Origin of the sequence: Streptomyces sp. NBC_01267 (genome assembly GCF_036241575.1) — a bacterium.
In the GTDB taxonomy this organism is placed as follows: Bacteria; Actinomycetota; Actinomycetes; order Streptomycetales; family Streptomycetaceae; genus Streptomyces.
Genome location: NZ_CP108455.1, coordinates 6830554 through 6846601, shown reverse-complemented (window position 1 = coordinate 6846601; position 16048 = coordinate 6830554). Strand labels below are relative to the sequence as shown.

Sequence of the window (16048 nt, the reverse complement as noted above, 5' to 3'; positions counted from 1 at the left end):
ACAACCCACGCCGCAGAGAGGAGGCCGACCGTGCAGCAGCGGATCCTGGTCGTCGAGGACGATCACGCCTTGCGGGACGTCCTGCGGCGCGGCCTGCGCGACGAGGGCTTCGAGACGGTCCCGGCGCAGGACGGCGCGAGCGCCCTGCGGCTGGCGGCCGACGGCGTCGACGCGGTGGTGCTGGACGTCGGGCTGCCCGACGCCGACGGCCGGGACGTCTGCCAGGCGCTGCGGGCGAACGGTTTCCTCTCCCCCGTCATCTTCCTGACCGCCCATCACCGGCTCACCGACCGGCTCACCGGGTTCTCCGCGGGCGGCGACGACTACCTGCCCAAGCCGTTCCACCTCGCGGAGCTCGCCGCCCGGCTGCGGGCGGCGCTCAAGCGCACCGGCCCGACGGCCCCCGCCACGGCAGGAGACCTGGTCCTGGACGCCGTACGGCACTCCATGACGGTCCGGGGCACCTCCGCCGGGCTGACCCCGACGGAGTTCCGGCTGCTGGCCGCGCTCATGGCATCGGCGGGAGGTCTCGTCCGCAGACGCGAACTGATCAGGGCGGGCTGGCCGGAGGGCTCGCAGGTCAGTGACAACACCCTGGACCAGTACCTGACCCGGCTGCGCCGCAAGCTTCGCGACGCGGGCAGCGAGCTGACGATCAGCACGGCCCGCGGGGTCGGCCACCGGCTCTCATGACGGCCTTCCCGTCCCGCTGGTGGCCGCGCACCCTGCGCGGCCGGCTCTCCCTGGTCGCGGTCACCACCGCGGCGCTCCTGATGGCGATCCTCACCGTCGTCTTCAACACGGTCGCCCGGCAGCATCTCCAGCACCAGGCCGACGACCACCTGCGCACCCGGGCCACCGCGGTCGCCACGACGGTCGACACCGGTGGCGGCTCCGTCCACGTGCTGGAGTCGCCGAACGACACACTGCTGGACGACAACGTGTGGATCTACGCGGGCGGGCACCTGCTCGAACATCCGCCGAGCACCTCCGCCACGCACCCCCTCACCCGCGCCGCCGATGCTCTCGCCGGACACGGCGGGCAGGGCTGTACGACCCTGCACACCGGCCGAGCGGTCCGGCTGTGCGCGGTTCCCGTCCCCACTGCGGGCGGCGCCGCTTCCCGCGCCGTGGTGGTCACCGCCCTGGACCTCGCGCCCTATCTCAGCTCCGCCGACACCCTGCTCTTCGCGTCCGTCGCACTGGACGTCGCCATGCTGGCCTGCACCTACGCCCTGACCCGGCTGGCAGTGGGCCGGGCGCTGCGCCCGGTGCACACCATGACGGACCAGGCCGCCCGGTGGAGCGCCGCCGACTCCGACGAACGCTTCCGCGGCCGGGCGGGTCCCACCGAACTCACCCAGCTGGGCGGCTCGTTGGACGCGCTCCTGGACCGGATACGGGCCGTGCTGCGGCACGAGCAGCAGCTGACCAAGGAGCTGTCGCACGAGCTGCGCAACCCGCTGGCCCGGATCATCGCCGAACTCGACTGGCTGCAGGACCGTCCCCGTTCGGCGCAGGACACCCGCACCTGCCACACGGCCGTCGCCGACGCCGCGCAGTCCATGCGGGCGATCTGCGAGACCCTGCTCGACGACGCGCGGGCGGGCGCCCGCAGCTCGCCCGGTACCGCCGTCGTACTGCCGGTGCTGGACCGGCTGGCGCAGACCGTTGCCGAGGAGGGCCCCGACGGTCCCCGGGCACCGGGAGTCACCGTCGTGGGCGAGGACCCGGAACTGACCGCCGGGGTCTCCCCCGCGCTGCTCGAACGCATCGTCGGCCCGCTCCTCGACAACGGCCTGCGCCATGCCGGTTCGGGCGTCACCGTGCGGGCCGTCCGGCTGCCCGGCGCCGTACGGATCGATGTCACCGACGACGGGCCGGGGGTGCCGGGTCCGTTCACGCCGTACCTCTTCCACCCCGGACAGCGCGCTACGCCCGACGACGGGCACACCGGAGCGGGCCTGGGTCTCTCGCTCGCGCGACGCCTGGCCCGCTCCGCCGGAGGTGATGTCCATTACGACGAACTGCACGCCACCGGGGCGCGGTTCGTGGTCAGTCTGCCGGCCGGGTGAGCTCCACGCGCTCCGTGGCGTCCCTGCGCGCGACGGTCAGATACACGACCAGGGCGAGGATCACCGCCAGGAACAGCACGCTGGTGACCACGGTCCCCAGGCCCAGCCCGCCGTCGCCGGTCGGCTGCGAGAGGTAGTCACCCATGGACGCCCCCAGCGGGCGCGTGAGCACATAGGCGATCCAGAAGCTCCATACGGCGTTCAGGCCCATCGCGAAGTGCGCCACCCCGACCGCGGCGATGGCCAGCGCGAAGAGCACCGCGGACACCCAGTAGCCCAGGGACAGTTGCTCGGCCACCAGGTCGCCGGCGGCGGTGCCCAGCGCGAAGGTGAACAGTACGGCCAGCCAGTAGTAGACCTCGCGGCCCACCGTGTCGATGCTGTGGATGGAGAGGGTGCGTTCGGCCCTGAACCAGGCGACGAACACCACCGCGAGCACCACCGCGAACACCGCGGTGGTGTCCTGCAGCGGCACTCCCAGGTTGTCGGTGAGGTTGTCACTGATCAGAGTCCCGACCACACTGATCAGCACCACGGCCAGCCAGTAGATCCCCGGCCGGTAGGCGGGGCAGCGGAACTGCCAGACCAGGGCCGCCACCAGCAGCACGCTCATGACGAGCGAGGTGCCGGTCAGCCCCAGCCCCAGCTGGGAGTTGAGGTAGTCGGCCCCGGTCTCGCCGACCGTCGTGCAGAGCACTTTGATCACCCAGAAGTAGAGGGTGACCTCGGGAACCTTGTTCCAGCGCAGGCCGTGACCGCGGGCGGCGCCGGGCCTGCTGTACGTATCGGATGTCATGACGCCAGACCGTGCCACCGGGAACCTGAACACATCCTGAGCGCCGCCCCGCGGACCGGCTGCCACCCCCGTACGTCTACAGTAACGTAGACGCTCGATGGGCGGTCCACGGCTGCCCGTCGGATTCCCCGGCCGCGGCATGCCCGGACGGGGAACGGCAGTTGACACGGCGCCCGGCGCCTGGAGGGGCGGAACAGACCATGCGAGAGCCAGTGACCCGACCGGCCGTCGAACCGGCACCCGAGAACGGAGGCCCGCGCAGCGCAGGCGCAGCGCGGGCCGTGCAGGGCTGGAGCAAGGTACCGGAGGTCACGGCCTGGTTCTGGATCGTCAAGGTACTCACCACCGGGGCGGGCGAGACCGCCTCGGACTACCTCGCCCGGGTGCTCGGCCCGATCCCGGCCGGCAGCATCGGGCTGGTCGGTCTGGTGGCCCTGCTGGTGCTCCAGTTCCGCACGGCCCGCTACGGCGCCTGGACGTACTGGTCGGCGATCGTGATGGTGAGCGTGTTCGGCACGATGGCCGCCGACGTCGTCCATGTGGTGGCGGGCGTCCCCTACCTGGTCTCGACCGTGGGATTCTCGGTCGTCCTGACCGCCGTCCTGATGACCTGGTACGCCTCCGAGGGCACCCTCTCCATCCACAGCATCCGCACCCGCCGCCGCGAGGGCTTCTACTGGGCGACCGTGCTCACCACCTTCGCCCTGGGCACCGCCGTCGGCGACCTCACGGCCGGAACCCTGCACCTCGGCTACCTCACCTCGGGCGTGGCTTTCGCGGCGCTCATCGCGGTACCCGCGCTGGCCCGGCGCTTCCTCGGGCTCAACGCGGTCGCCGCCTTCTGGTGGGCGTACGTGCTGACCCGGCCGCTCGGCGCCTCGTTCGCCGACTGGATGGGCGTGTCCACCCAGCGCAGCGGCCTCGGCTGGGGCACCGGCCCCGTCACCCTCGCCCTGCTGGTGCCGATCCTGCTCCTCGTCAACCACCTGGCCGTGAGCGAACGCCGCGCGGCACCGAGGCCCCGGGCGGCGCACCGGGCGGGCTGACCGCCCGGCGGGCCGCCCCGCGAACCCGCCTGCCACTGCGCGTGTGCGGATTAAACCGCACAGCGGTGACGTTGTGCCTGATCAGAGCCGATTCGCGGAAGAGTCGGGCGAAACTGGAGGAGTCGCGGTGCACGGTGAGTACAAGGTTCCCGGCGGCAAGCTCGTCGTGGTCGACCTGGACGTCGAGGGCGGCGCGCTGCGCAACGTACGGGTGGCCGGGGACTTCTTCCTGGAGCCGGACGAGGCGATCCTGATGATCGACGCCGCGCTGGAAGGCGCCCCGGCCAACACCGACGCCGCGGGGCTCGCCGCCCGCGTCACGGCGGCGCTGCCCGACTCCACCGTGATGCTGGGCCTCTCGGCGGAGGGCGTCGCCATCGCCGTACGCCGGGCCCTGGCCCACGCCACCGAGTGGAGCGACCACGACTGGCAGCTGATCCACGACCGCCCGCAGTCCCCCGCCCTCCACATGGCCCTGGACGAGGTCATCACCGCCGAGGTCGCCGCCGGACAGCGCCCGCCGACGCTCCGGGTCTGGGAGTGGGACTCCCCCGCCGTGATCATCGGGAGCTTCCAGTCGCTGCGCAACGAGGTCGACCCGGCCGGGGCCGAGCGCCATGGCATCACCGTCGTCCGGCGGGTGTCCGGCGGCGGGGCGATGTTCGTGGAGCCGAAGAGCACCATCACGTACTCCCTGTCCGTCCCGGAGTCCCTGGTGTCCGGTCTGTCGTACGCCGACAGTTACGCGTACCTGGACGACTGGGTTCTCGGCGCGCTCTCCGACATGGGCATCAAGGCCTGGTACCAGCCGCTCAACGACATCGCCACCGAGGCGGGCAAGATCGCGGGCGCCGCACAGAAGCGCATCGCGGGCGGCGGGGTGCTGCACCACGTGACGATGGCGTACGACATCGACGCCGACAAGATGCTCGACGTGCTGCGCATCGGCAAGGAGAAGCTCTCCGACAAGGGCACCAAGAGCGCCAAGAAGCGCGTCGACCCGCTGGCCCGGCAGACGGGCCTGCCGCGCGAGGCGGTCATCGAGCGGATGATCGCCTCCTTCCGCAGCCGCTACGGGCTCACCGAGAGCACGGTGACGGGCGAAGAGATGGCGCGGGCACGGGAGTTGGCGGAGACCAAGTTCAGCACGGCGGAGTGGACGGCGCGCGTGCCGTAGGCCTGTCCGGCAGCATCCCGCCCGGCTCACAGCGGCCGGGCGGGATGCTGCCGTCATGCGGCGCCCGCGTCCGCCCCGCTCCGTAATCACGTTCGTGGCTTGCGGCAGCGGGCATCGCAACCCGCCGCTCCGCACTCCCGCAGCAATATCGCATGTGTCCGGCATTGGGTCACCCTGCCCGCCTGCCCGCGTCCTGTGCCGCCCGCGCGAGCGCGCGGACGAGACCTGTCTCTCCGGCCGTCGGCCAGATCAGGACCCAGCTGCCCGTCGGGACGTCGTACGGGCGGAGATACCGGAGGCCGGGCCACTGGTAGTAGCGGGCGGCGTCGCCGTGGACGAGGCAGATCGCCTCGCCCGCCGCGACCACGGCGGCGACCTCCTGGAACGTGGAGACCTTCGGGCCACGCCGGATGGGCCGGCCGCCGGGGGTGTGGGTGGGGACGAGCACCTGCTGCCAGTACTCCGGGATGGGCAGCGCGGACTGTGGCAGGCACCATTCGGCCAGGTCCTCCATGCCGACCTCATCACGAGAGGTGAGGGGATGATCACTGGCGACCATGAGGATCAGGGGTTCGGAACCGACCAGCGGACCGACGGTGAGGTCCGGCTCACGGACCGGCAGCCAGGAGGTCGCCACCTCGACCGAGCCGTCCCGGAGGGGGCCGAAGGGGTCGGTGAAGTGGATCTCCTGGATGCGGATGTCCACCTCGGGATGCCGGGCGCGGAAGAGATCGATGATGTGCGCACACTCGTGCGCCTGGGCTCCGTGCAACCCGAGGGTCAGCGTGCTGGTGGCTCCGCGGGCAGTCGCGGTGGCCGCACGGGTACCGTCGAGTATTCGTTGGTAGCCCACGCTGAGGTCCTCGCGTAGCTGAGCTCCGATAGGGGTGAGTTCGACCCGGCGGCTGCTGCGGGCGAACAGGCGCGCGCCGATCCGTCGCTCCTGTTTGGCGATCACCTGGCTCACCCGCGCCTGCGACACGTGCAGGCGGTCCGCGGTCCGGCCGAAGTGCAGCTCCTCGGCCAGCGTCAGAAAAATCTCGATGTCTCGCAGCTCCACCCGAGTGCCCCCCAGCCCCCACCACATAACTGTGGGGTTATCAGACCATGTACAGCTGACAATTGTTCGCCCCCCTTCCCCCACCGCATCCTGAGGCAGGTCCTCCTCCGAGCACACCGCTCAGAGGAGGTCGTCAGAACCTCGCGCCGCCGCCCGGTGGCCGATCATCGAATGGGGAACACGATGAGACACAAGTTGCTGACCGGATTCGCTCTGCCCGTCCTGGCCGTCTCGGCCACCCTCGTCTCCGCCCCGACCGCAGGCGCAGCGACCGCCACAGCCGCGGCGTGTACGCATCCGGGGTGGGCGAACAAGGATGCCGGCTACGGGTACGTGTCCGGCAGCTCCGCGCCGCTGCGCACCGGTCCGAACGCCGACTGCCCCACCACGGCCACGATCTACGGTGCGAAGCTCTACTACCACTGCTACGTGTACAACTCCGCGGGCAACACGTGGACCCACGCGCGCATCGAGGGCACCGAGATCAGCGGCTGGATCTACGACGGCAACCTGGACGACGGCGGGGCAACCAAACCCTGCTGACGGGCCGGGCCACTGAGTGGGAATACGCTCTTTCTGCGCGCCCCCGCTCGTGTGTCGAAGCCCTCAAGTGCGCTGTGGCCTCCCGGCAGGTGGCGGGAGGCCACAGCGCACTGCTGCGGGGGACGCCGTTGCGGCAGGCTCCTCGCCCTGACGATCCGCTGGACCTCAGTGGGATCCGTTGAGCGCCGGAATGACGTGTTCGCCGTACGCGTCGATGACCGCCTCCCGGGCGTCGTGCATCGCGTACACCGCGAACTGGTCCACGCCCAGGTCCCGCAGTGCCCGGAGCTTCTCGACGTGGGCCTCGACGGGGCCGAGCAGACAGAAGCGGTCCACGATCTCGTCGGGCACGAACGCGGCGTCGGGGTTGCCGCTGCGGCCGTGGTGGCTGTAGTCGTACCCCTCACGCTGCTCGATGTACGCGGTGAGCGCCTCCGGGACCAGCCCGGAGTGCGCTCCGTAGCGGGCCACCAGGTCGGCGACGTGGTTGCCGACCATCCCGCCGAACCAGCGGCACTGTTCGCGGGCGTGCGCGAGGTCGTCACCGACGTAGGCGGGCGCGGCGACGCAGATCGTCACCGCGTCCGGGTCGCGGCCCGCGTCGGACGCCGCCGTCCGCACCGCGGTGACCATCGACGCGGTGAGGAAGGGGTCGGCGAGCTGGAGGATGAAGCCGTCGGCCCGCTGCCCGGCCAGGGCGAGCGCCTTGGGACCGTAGGCTCCCATCCAGACGGGCAGTTTCCCGTCCTTCACCCAGCCGAGCCGTACGGTCCGGCCGTCGACCCCGGCCTCGCGTCCCTCGGCGAGGTCGCGGATGACACCGATCGCCTCGCCCAGCGTGGCCAGGGTGTCGGGCTTGCGGCCCGCGACCCGCATCGCCGAGTCGCCGCGGCCGATCCCGCAGACCGTGCGGTTGCCGTACATCTCGTTGAGCGTGGCGAAGGTGGAGGCGGTGACCTCCCACGTCCGGGTGGACGGGTTGGTGACCATGGGCCCGACGACGAGATCGGTGGTGTGCTCCAGGATGCGGCTGTAGATGACGAACGGCTCCTGCCAGAGCACGGCGGAGTCGAAGGTCCAGCCGTGGCTGAAGCCGTTGCGCTCGGCGCGCCGCATCAGCTCCACGACGGCCGATGCGGGCGGATCGGTCTGCAGGACGAGGCCGAAGTCCATGACGGGGCTCCTTGTCCGGGTGCGGGGATCCGGGTGCGCGAACCCCGGCGCGGGGATCCGGTACGCGAATCCAGGTGCGTGCTGCGGCGCGCGGGTGGGGCGGGTCAGGAACTGGCAGGTGGCCCGCACACGGGCAGAGGTGCTGGGGGCGCCGCCCTTGAGTGACGTGCTCCGGCGGATCGTTCCACATGAGGCAGCACCGAACCTTGTGCAACGCCGCCCCGAACGCGAGTAGGGGGACGATTCTGGACCGCTGTCCGGGCTTTGGGAAGAGGTCCCGCACGCGCCCACCGGTCCTCCGTGAGCACGGGCGGCGCCGAGCGCTCCTGGCTGGTGAACGAGGTTCCGGAACCGCGGCCGGTTTCCGCGGAGCGCACCCGGCGCCGCGGAAACCGATCGCCGGGTCACTCGCCTTCTACCCACTCCCCGGGCGCCGCGTCGAGCAGTTCGGCAAGGCGGGCCCGGTTCGGCAGCGGGCCGTGGTCGCCGGGCACCCGCAGTGCCGCGCCCGCCGTCAGATGCCCCAGCCGCAGCGCCCGTACGGTGTCCTCGCCCCGCAGCAGCCCGGCGAGGAACCCGGCCGCGAACGCGTCACCGGCGCCCACCGGTTCGACGACTTCGACCCTGCGCGCGGGCACGGTGTGGACCCCGGCTCCGTCGAAGGCGGTGGCGGCCCGCGCACCGTCCTTGACGACGAGAACGGGCGGCTGTGGCAGCAGGTCCCGTACGGCAGCGGCGTCGGTCAGTCCCTCTCCCCACAAGGCCTGCGCCTCGTCGAGGCCCACGAACGTGATGTCCGCCCGCCGGGCGAGCCCGAGCAGCACGGTGGCCGCCGCACCGTCCGCCCACAGAGCGGCCCGGTAGTTGACGTCGAGACTCACCGGGCACGGGCGTTCGGCGAGGCCGGGCTCCAGCAGCGCGGTGACCAGGTCCCGGCAGCCCGCCGAGAGCGCCGGGGTGATGCCGCTCAGGTGGATGAGCCCGGCGGAGCGCACGGCCTCGTCGTCCAGGAGGTCCGGGGTCATGGCCGAGGCGGCGGAGCCGCGGCGGTAGTAGTGGACCCGGGTGCTCCCGGTGCCGGGGTCCTTGACGAGGAGTCCGGTCGGGCGGTCCGGGTCGGTGCGTACGCCGCTGACATCGACCCCGGACGCGGCCACCTCGGCGCGGATCCGGCGTCCGAACGGGTCGTCACCCAGCGCGGAGACCCAACGGGCGGGCACCCCGTGATCGGCGAGGTACATCGCCACGTTGGACTCGGCGCCCGCGATCCGGATCCCGAGCAGACCGGCGCCGTCCAGCGGGCCGGTGGGTTCGGGAACCAGCGCGGCCATGGTCTCGCCGATACAGGTCACCGGTCCCGCCACCGGTCGCCGGCCGGATCCGGAGGGCGTGTGCGTCACCGTCACTCGGTTCCGCCCGCGTCCCCGGAGGTGGCGGCGCCCACGGCGTCGCGGAAGGCGCGCGCCCGCTCGCGGAGGGCGTCGAGGCTGCCGCCGTCGGCCGCGTCACCGATCAGCGGCGAGCCGACACCCACCGCGGTGGCCCCGTACGCGAGGTAGGTCCGGGCCACGTCGGCGTCCACTCCCCCGACCGGCACGAACGGCGCGTCCGGGAACGGCCCGTGCAGCGCCTTCAGATATCCCGGGCCACCGGCCTGCGCCGCAGGAAAGATCTTGAACGCGTCGGCGCCGAGGCGCTGTGCGGCGACGATGTCGGTAGGGGTCATCACCCCGCCGAGCACGGGCAGCCCGAGCCGTTTGGCCTCCGTGACGGCTTCGCAGACCGCAGGGGTGACGACGAAGTCGGCTCCCGCGTCGCGTACCGCCTGTGCGTCCTGCGCGGTCAGTACGGTGCCCGCGCCCAGGGGTGCGGCGGGGCCCAGTTCGGCGCGGGCCCGGCGGATGACGTCGAGTGCGTCCCGTCCGCTCAGAGAGACCTCGATGAGCGGGAGTTCCTCCTCCGCCAGGGTCAGTACGGTCCTGAGCGCGGCGTCCGCGTCGTCGCCGCGCACGATGGCGACGATCCGGTGGGTGCGCAGCGCGGTCAGCAGATCCACGGGCGGGTTTCCTTCCTGTCTGTGTCTTCCGGTGCCGTGTCGGCTTCCGGTTCCGTGCGGGGCGCTGGTGGTGCGCACGGCTCAGATGTCTGCGCGGTCAGGGTGAGACGCCAGCGGACCTCGCCACTGGGCGGGACGCACGCGGCGTCCCCGTCCCCTGCGGCCGCCAGGTCGAAGACCCGGCCGAGCATCGGCTCGACCCCGACGGACCGGTACGGCTCCTGCTCGGGGAAGCCGCCGAGGTTGCGCCACACCGCCACGGACACCGGCTGCCCCTCCGCTTCGACGGCCATGCGCAAGGTGGCCGCGCCGTCGCGTACGTACACCTGCGGGGTGTCGACGACGGCGCCGACGGCCGTCCCGTCGTCCGGCCCGAGCCGGTCGAGCCCTCCCGTCCGTCCGGGCTGCGACGGCCAGGAGCAGGGGATCCACCGGGCACCGCCGTCGGGGTAGAGGCGGGTCGGCGTTCCGTCCCTGATCCCGATACGGGCCTCCTCCGAGAGAGCGAGCAGCGCGTGCGCGGCCCACAGGAAGCGGTAGCCGGGTTCGGCCGTGAGCCGGTAGTCGGCCACTGCGCGGTCCCCGTCGCTGCGGATCCGGCGGCTGAGCCGGAAGTCCGGGCAGTCGACGGACTCGGTGCCGTCGGACCGCTGCCAGGGCCGGGTCCAGGCAGCGCCGTGGTCGGGTGTGCCGCGTACGGTCGGTACGCATTCCTCCAGTCCACCGGCGTCGGCGAAGGCGTCGCCCGGAACGGCGCCGGGGCGGCGTGGCTCGTCGCGGTGCCAGAGCCATTCGCGGCCGGCGGCACGCAGGGACGTCCACCGTCCGCCGTGGGCCGCGTCGGTCTCGATGCGGGGAGCTGTCACCGTGCTCACCACTCGGCGAAGGCACCGTCGTCGTGCCTCCACACCGGGTTGCGCCAGGCGTGCCCGGTCCGGTCGGCCGCGCGTACGGCCTTCTCGTCGACGGTGACGCCGAGCCCCGGCAGGTCCGTGCGCCGCGCCCGTCCGCCGACGAAGCGGAAGGGTTCGGTGTCGACCACGTACGACAGCAGGTCGGCGTCCTTGTTGTAGTGGATGCCCCGGCTCTGTTCCTGGATGAGGAAGTTCGGGGTGGCGAAGGCGACCTGGAGGCTGGCGGCGAGCGCGATGGGGCCGAGGGGGCAGTGCGGGGCGAGCTGTGCCCCGTAGGTCTCGGCGAGCGAGGCGATGCGGTGGACCTCGGAGATGCCCCCGGCGTGCGAGAGGTCCGGCTGGGCGACCGCGATGCCGGCCGTGAGTGCGGGCAGGAACTCGGCGCGCCCGTAGAGCCGTTCGCCGGTGGCGATGGGTATGGAGGTGCCGGCGACCAGGGAGGGCAGCAGGTGTCCCTGGTCGGGAAGGAGGGGTTCCTCCACGAACAGCGGGTGCAGGGGCTCGATGGCGTGCAGGACACGGCGCGCGCCGGCCGGTCCGAATCTGCCGTGCATGTCGATGGCCACGTCACGGCCGGGGCCGAGAACCGCGCGGGCGGCGGCCACCCGGTCGACGACGCCGGCGGTCTCGGCGGGGGTGGGGAGAGGTGAGGTGCGGCCTGCCGCGTTCATCTTGACGGCGGTGAAGCCGGCCTCGACCTGGGCGGTGATCTGTTCGGTGAGCTCGGCGGGTTCGTCGCCGCCGACCCAGGCGTAGACCCGCACCTCGTCGCGGACCGGGCCGCCGAGCAGGGCGTGGACGGGGGCGCCGTAGGACTTGCCGGCGATGTCCCACAGCGCCTGGTCGATGCCGGCGACGGCGCTGGAGAGTACCGGGCCGCCCCGGTAGAAGCCGCCCTTGCTGAGCACCTGCCAGTGGTCCTGGATACGCAGCGGATCCTGGCCGATCAGGTATTCGGCGAGGACGTCGACGGCGGTACGGACCACTTCGGCCCGGCCCTCGACCACGGGTTCGCCCCAGCCGACGACGCCTTCGTCGGTCTCGATCCGGCAGAACAGCCAGCGGGGTGGTACGAGAAAGGTCTCGATACGCGTGATCTTCACAGGGCCGTGGTCCCCTCGTCTGCGGCAGGTCGGCTTCCGTGCGCCCGGTCGAGGTCGCGTACGGCCTGGTCGAGCAGAGCCCGCATGGCGCGTTCGGCCGCGGCCGGGTCCTGGTCGCGTACGGCGTCCAGGACGGCACGGTGGCTGGGTACGGGGTCCTCGCCGTGCGGCGAGGAGTGCACGATCTCGTCGCGGTGCGCGAGGCCGGACTCGATGACCATCTCCATACGGTCCAGCAGTTCGTTGTGGGTGGCCGCGAGGAGCGCGCGGTGGAAAGCGAGGTCCGCCTCGACCGCGTGGGTCGCGCCGCCCTCCTGCTCGCTCATGGCGGTCAGGGCCGCTTCGAGGGCCGCGAGGTCGGTGTCGGTGCGGCGTTCGGCGGCCAGCCGGACGGCGGCCGGCTCGATGATGCCGCGGACCTCACCGAGATCGCGCAGCAGCCCGAGGTCGGTACCCGTCCCGGTGGCGACCGCGAACTGCCAGCGCAGCACATCCGCGTCCAGGAGGTTCCAGTCGGAGCGGGCGCGGACGAAGGTTCCGCGCTTCTGGCGGGCATCGACCATTCCCTTGGCCGCCAGGACCTTCAGGGATTCGCGCAGGGTGGTCAGGCTGACGTCCAACTCGCCCTGCAGCGTCACCAGGTCGAGGGTCGCCCCCTCGGGAATCTCGCCACTCAGCACCCGGCGCGCGAGAGTCTCCACGGTCTGGCCGTGCACTCCGCGACGCGCGTATGGCGTCATGTCTGTGTGCCTTTCTGATGTGCGTCGGGTACGGCGCCGGTCAGGCCGAGGCCTTCAGGACGGACCAGCCGCCGTCGACGAGCAGACTGGATCCCGTGATGTAGGACGCCTCGTCGGCAGCGAGGAACGCGATGGCTGCCGCTGCCTCCTGGGGCGTTCCGAAGCGCTGCGCGGCGGTCTCGGTGACGCTCTTCCTGCGGTCCTCCTCCGACACCCGGTCCCAGGCCGCGGTGAGGATGGGACCCGGCAGTACCGCGTTGACCCGCACCTCGGGCCCGTACTCCACCGCGAGTTGTCCGCACAGGGAGAGCAGCGCGCCCTTGGACGCCGCGTAGGCGGGGTGCCCGGGGATGCCCTTGTGGGCGTGGACGGAGGAGGTGACCACCACCGCGCCACGCTGTTCACGCAGGTCGGGCAGGACCGCGCGGAAGCCGAGGAACGCCCCGGTGAGATTCACCGCGAGCTGGCGCTCCCACGAGGCGACGGTCATGTCGTGCGCGGGGGTGACGTCGACCGTGTAGGCGTTGCTCACCAGGACGCCGACGGGGCCGAAGGTGTGTGCCGCGGAGACGATCCGTGCCCAGTCGCCCTCGTCCGAGACGTCCGCGCGGACGAAGACGGCCCGGCCGCCCTGTGCGCGGATACCGGCTGCGACGTTCTCGCCGGGGTCCGCGGCGATGTCGGCGAGGACCACCGCGGCGCCTTCCTCGGCGAGCCGTTCGGCGGTGGCCGCCCCGATGCCCGAGGCGGCTCCGGTGACCACGGCCACCTTGTCGGCGAAGCGGGTGTTTCCGTTCATGGGGCGGGGTCGACTCCTCGGGTGGTGGACTCGGGTGGTGAAGCGGTCGGCTCGGTGCGGTGGTGCGCGTAGGACTCCGCCGACGCGCCCACGGCACGGGGTCCGGCCTCCTGACCCAGGCGGCCGGACCCCTCGTTCCGCTGGTACAGCCTGACGGGGCAACCGGGCCACCGTCAAGATTAATTACTAATTTATCTTCCGGCTTCGGCCGGGACGGCGTCCCGGACGGTGGCTCCCGGTCGCACGGTTCGCGTCGAGCCCGATCCGGTCCATGGGTATCCGCTGGTAGCCGGAGAGCTGAGCGGCGATCACGTCGTCGTTGCCCAGGGTCGGCTTCCCGTCCACGACCGTCACGACGCCGGGGTCGGCGGTGAGTGTCAGGTTGTGGTCGACCGTTCCGTACGTGCGCGCGGACGGGGCGATGCTCAGCGCGGGGACGGAGCAGAGCGCGTTGTACTCGACGACGTCGTACTTCGGGTACGCCGGCTGGTCGTCGGCGATGGTCACGAGGTGCGGATAGCGCGTCCGCCACGGCTCCTGCTGGTAGGGAACGGCGGCCAGCAGGTCGTACATCCCCCACGCGCCGCCGGGTGCCAGGTCCCCCGCCGCCCAGTTGAGTCCCCGTTCGTCGAGCGTCACCGAGTGGCTGGACGACAGGATGATGTTGTTGCTGATGGTGTTGTCCCGGCCGCCGCCGATCTGGAAGGCGGTGTCGACCTTGTAGAAGATGTTGCCGAACGCGGTCGTGCCGCAGAAGCAGTCGTCGAGGTAGATGCCCGAGGCGAAGAGGGACCCGCCGCTGCCCACGATGTCGTGCAGGAAGTTGTAGCGGATGACCGTGCCGCGTCCGGTCCACTCCCGGCCCGCGTAGATGGCCCCTGCGTCGTTGGTCTCCTTCACCACGTCGTTGATCTCGTTGTACTCGATCACGTGGTCGTTGCCGCGGAAGACGATGGCGACGTGCGGCGCATCGTAGATGTGGTTGTTGGCCACATGGTTTCCGACACCGGCGAGTTCGACCGCGGGGCTGTACGTCAGCTGGAGGCGGCTGTAGTCGTGGATCTCGTTGCCCACCACCCGGTTGTTCGCCGGGGTGAGGGTGGCCCGGTCACCGCCGGCGAGGGCGACGCCACCCTGGCCGGTGGCCTGGATGTGGCAGCCGCGGACCTCGTTGTCCGAACCGCCGTGCGGCCCGGCCGAGACGCTTGAGTCACCGATCGCGACCGCGCGACCGCCCAGGAGCCGCAGGGTGCAGCCCTCGACCGTGTTGGACGTGCCGTCGGTGATGACGATGCCGTCGCTGCGCGACCCCTCGAACGCCAGGTTCGAGAACGTGACGTTCGAGCAGCCGTCGAGGACGGCCATCGGGTCGGCCAGCAGCGACAGTTGCACCGAAGCGCCGGACAGGTCGCTCGGCGGGTACAGGTACAGCTTCCCGGTGGACCGGTCGAGGTACCACTCGCCAGGAGAGTCGAGCTCCTCCAGCACGTTGTAGTAGTAGTAACGCTGGCCCGCCTTGACGCTGTACATGCTGGCGGTCCTGGTGGAGATCGTCTGCGCCGCCGGGTCGATCGCCTTGATCTGGAGGTTGCCGTCGGCCCACTCGTAGAACCAGTAGCCCTGCATCCACACGTCGCTGGTGTCGGCCCAGGTCGACGGCCGGGTGTCGGTGTACTTGAACGTGGCGCCCTTGGCGAACTCGGCGGCCATCTTGTCGGGGTCGCCGAGGACGCTACGGGGGTTCCCGCCCGGGTCGAGGACCTGGCCGGTGGTGAGGAACCCGGTGCTCGGGTAGCGGGCGAGGGTCATCGCCTCGCTGTTGAAGAAGAGTTCGGGCGGGGTGACCGAGCGCGGCAGGCCGTAGCCGGCCTGGACGATCTGGCCGTAGTCGGTGATCCCGAGCGCCTTCAGGTCGAACTCGCGGACGATGTCGCGCGAGCCGGCCGGGAGCCGGTCGCGGATCGCCTCGTCGGTGACCGCCCCGAACCCGGTGGCGGGGAGGTCCACGCCGCCGACGAGCCGGACCTGTTCGCCGTTGTACGCGGCGTAGGTGACCGGCCCGCCCGGTGTACCGGAGTCCCGCGCGTCGAGGGTGAAGCTCTGCGTCCGCCGGTACGTGCCGCCCCGGAGGAAGACGGTCACCGGCGCCGTGGCACGGCCACGCGCCGCCCCCCGCCAGGCGCGGACCGCGTCGCGCGCCTTCTCCAGCGTGGCGAACGGCGCGGCCTGGGTACCCGGGTTCGAGTCCTTCCCGTCCGTAGCCACGAAGAAGGACTTCTGGTCCTCGGCCCGGCCCCGGCGGGCGCCGGTACCGGCGTAGGCCGGCCCGGCGACGAAGGCTGCGGACGCGCCGACGCCGACGGCCCCGGCGGCCTTGAGAAGATCACGTCGCGAGAATCTGGACATGTAGTGCCCTTTCGTAGATACCTACCGGAACCGGGTCCTCGATCCGGGGCGAACAGCGCCTCCGGCCGAGCCCTCGTTGCGCGATGCTCCGGCTAATCGATAATCGCTGAGCGCCAAGTAGCGGGTCGGCGGCGGCGCGTGTCAAGGGATCTTTCAAAAC

At 71.7% G+C, this 16048-nt stretch carries 15 protein-coding genes; 5 read left to right on the top strand and 10 right to left on the bottom strand.

Annotated features, from left to right (window positions below; translation table 11 throughout):
• Positions 1 to 30 precede the first annotated feature (30 nt).
• Together OG709_RS30755 and OG709_RS30750 are read left to right on the top strand one after the other, a co-directional pair.
• A complete protein-coding gene (locus OG709_RS30755) occupies positions 31 to 693 on the top strand; it encodes a response regulator transcription factor (protein WP_250306434.1) in 663 nt (220 codons plus the stop codon).
• The gene (locus OG709_RS30750) at positions 690 to 2075 is read left to right on the top strand and encodes a sensor histidine kinase (RefSeq protein WP_326693696.1); all 1386 of its coding nucleotides are present in this window, start codon (positions 690 to 692) and stop codon (positions 2073 to 2075) included. The genes OG709_RS30755 and OG709_RS30750 overlap by 4 nt, the downstream gene beginning before the upstream one ends.
• Here the strand turns inward: OG709_RS30750 and OG709_RS30745 are convergent.
• Positions 2056 to 2871, bottom strand: coding sequence for a COG4705 family protein (locus tag OG709_RS30745; protein ID WP_250306436.1), 816 nt, complete (start codon positions 2869 to 2871; stop codon positions 2056 to 2058). The two genes, OG709_RS30750 and OG709_RS30745, sit on opposite strands and share 20 nt — an antisense overlap.
• A gap of 200 nt (positions 2872 to 3071) precedes the next feature.
• Here OG709_RS30745 and OG709_RS30740 point away from each other — a divergent pair, with 200 nt between their 5' ends.
• A complete protein-coding gene (locus tag OG709_RS30740) occupies positions 3072 to 3917 on the top strand; it encodes a COG4705 family protein (protein WP_250306437.1) in 846 nt (281 codons plus the stop codon).
• A gap of 127 nt (positions 3918 to 4044) precedes the next feature.
• On the top strand, positions 4045 to 5094 hold the full coding sequence (locus OG709_RS30735) for a lipoate--protein ligase family protein (RefSeq protein ID WP_266646014.1): 1050 nt from the start codon (positions 4045 to 4047) through the stop codon (positions 5092 to 5094).
• Between the two features lie 169 nt (positions 5095 to 5263).
• On the opposite strand, the gene OG709_RS30730 is transcribed toward OG709_RS30735, so the two are convergent.
• A complete protein-coding gene (locus OG709_RS30730) occupies positions 5264 to 6154 on the bottom strand; it encodes a LysR family transcriptional regulator (RefSeq protein ID WP_250306439.1) in 891 nt (296 codons plus the stop codon).
• 183 nt (positions 6155 to 6337) lie between these two features.
• Here OG709_RS30730 and OG709_RS30725 point away from each other — a divergent pair, with 183 nt between their 5' ends.
• The gene (locus OG709_RS30725; RefSeq protein ID WP_250306440.1) at positions 6338 to 6697 is read left to right on the top strand and encodes an SH3 domain-containing protein; all 360 of its coding nucleotides are present in this window, start codon (positions 6338 to 6340) and stop codon (positions 6695 to 6697) included.
• Between the two features lie 165 nt (positions 6698 to 6862).
• Here OG709_RS30725 and OG709_RS30720 read toward each other — a convergent pair whose 3' ends face one another.
• The 8 genes from OG709_RS30720 to OG709_RS30685 form a co-directional block, all read right to left on the bottom strand.
• Positions 6863 to 7870, bottom strand: coding sequence for a TIGR03842 family LLM class F420-dependent oxidoreductase (locus tag OG709_RS30720; RefSeq protein WP_250306441.1), 1008 nt, complete (start codon positions 7868 to 7870; stop codon positions 6863 to 6865).
• Positions 7871 to 8274: 404 nt separating this feature from the next.
• Entirely contained in the window at positions 8275 to 9201 is a 927-nt protein-coding gene (locus tag OG709_RS30715; RefSeq protein WP_443068589.1) for a sugar kinase, read from the bottom strand.
• Positions 9202 to 9272: 71 nt separating this feature from the next.
• Positions 9273 to 9926 carry a bifunctional 4-hydroxy-2-oxoglutarate aldolase/2-dehydro-3-deoxy-phosphogluconate aldolase gene (locus OG709_RS30710; protein ID WP_250306442.1) on the bottom strand — a complete coding sequence of 218 codons (654 nt, stop codon included), beginning with the start codon at positions 9924 to 9926 and terminating at the stop codon, positions 9273 to 9275.
• Positions 9914 to 10792 carry a hypothetical protein gene (locus OG709_RS30705; protein ID WP_329168457.1) on the bottom strand — a complete coding sequence of 293 codons (879 nt, stop codon included), beginning with the start codon at positions 10790 to 10792 and terminating at the stop codon, positions 9914 to 9916. Before OG709_RS30705 ends, OG709_RS30710 begins: the two co-directional genes overlap by 13 nt.
• Before the next feature lie 5 nt (positions 10793 to 10797).
• Positions 10798 to 11943: a galactonate dehydratase gene (dgoD, locus tag OG709_RS30700; RefSeq protein ID WP_250306444.1), complete on the bottom strand. Its 1146-nt coding sequence runs from the start codon at positions 11941 to 11943 to the stop codon at positions 10798 to 10800.
• Positions 11940 to 12683 carry a FadR/GntR family transcriptional regulator gene (locus tag OG709_RS30695; protein ID WP_250306445.1) on the bottom strand — a complete coding sequence of 248 codons (744 nt, stop codon included), beginning with the start codon at positions 12681 to 12683 and terminating at the stop codon, positions 11940 to 11942. Before OG709_RS30695 ends, dgoD begins: the two co-directional genes overlap by 4 nt.
• A gap of 40 nt (positions 12684 to 12723) precedes the next feature.
• Positions 12724 to 13482, bottom strand: a complete 759-nt coding sequence (locus OG709_RS30690) for an SDR family NAD(P)-dependent oxidoreductase (protein WP_250306446.1) — start codon at positions 13480 to 13482, stop codon at positions 12724 to 12726.
• A 186-nt stretch (positions 13483 to 13668) separates the two neighbouring features.
• Positions 13669 to 15888, bottom strand: a complete 2220-nt coding sequence (locus OG709_RS30685; protein WP_266646020.1) for a right-handed parallel beta-helix repeat-containing protein — start codon at positions 15886 to 15888, stop codon at positions 13669 to 13671.
• Positions 15889 to 16048 lie beyond the last annotated feature (160 nt).

Bases quoted from the DNA above. Each gene is read 5' to 3' on its own strand.
- OG709_RS30720 (WP_250306441.1), bottom strand. From the start codon at position 7,870: ATGGACTTCGGCCTCGTCCTGCAGACCGATCCGCCCGCATCGGCCGTC.
- OG709_RS30685 (WP_266646020.1), bottom strand. From the start codon at position 15,888: ATGTCCAGATTCTCGCGACGTGATCTTCTCAAGGCCGCCGGGGCCGTC.
- OG709_RS30690 (WP_250306446.1), bottom strand. From the start codon at position 13,482: ATGAACGGAAACACCCGCTTCGCCGACAAGGTGGCCGTGGTCACCGGA.
- OG709_RS30740 (WP_250306437.1), top strand. From the start codon at position 3,072: ATGCGAGAGCCAGTGACCCGACCGGCCGTCGAACCGGCACCCGAGAAC.
- OG709_RS30695 (WP_250306445.1), bottom strand. From the start codon at position 12,683: ATGACGCCATACGCGCGTCGCGGAGTGCACGGCCAGACCGTGGAGACT.
- OG709_RS30745 (WP_250306436.1), bottom strand. From the start codon at position 2,871: ATGACATCCGATACGTACAGCAGGCCCGGCGCCGCCCGCGGTCACGGC.
- OG709_RS30750 (WP_326693696.1), top strand. From the start codon at position 690: ATGACGGCCTTCCCGTCCCGCTGGTGGCCGCGCACCCTGCGCGGCCGG.
- OG709_RS30725 (WP_250306440.1), top strand. From the start codon at position 6,338: ATGAGACACAAGTTGCTGACCGGATTCGCTCTGCCCGTCCTGGCCGTC.
- OG709_RS30715 (WP_443068589.1), bottom strand. From the start codon at position 9,201: ATGGCCGCGCTGGTTCCCGAACCCACCGGCCCGCTGGACGGCGCCGGT.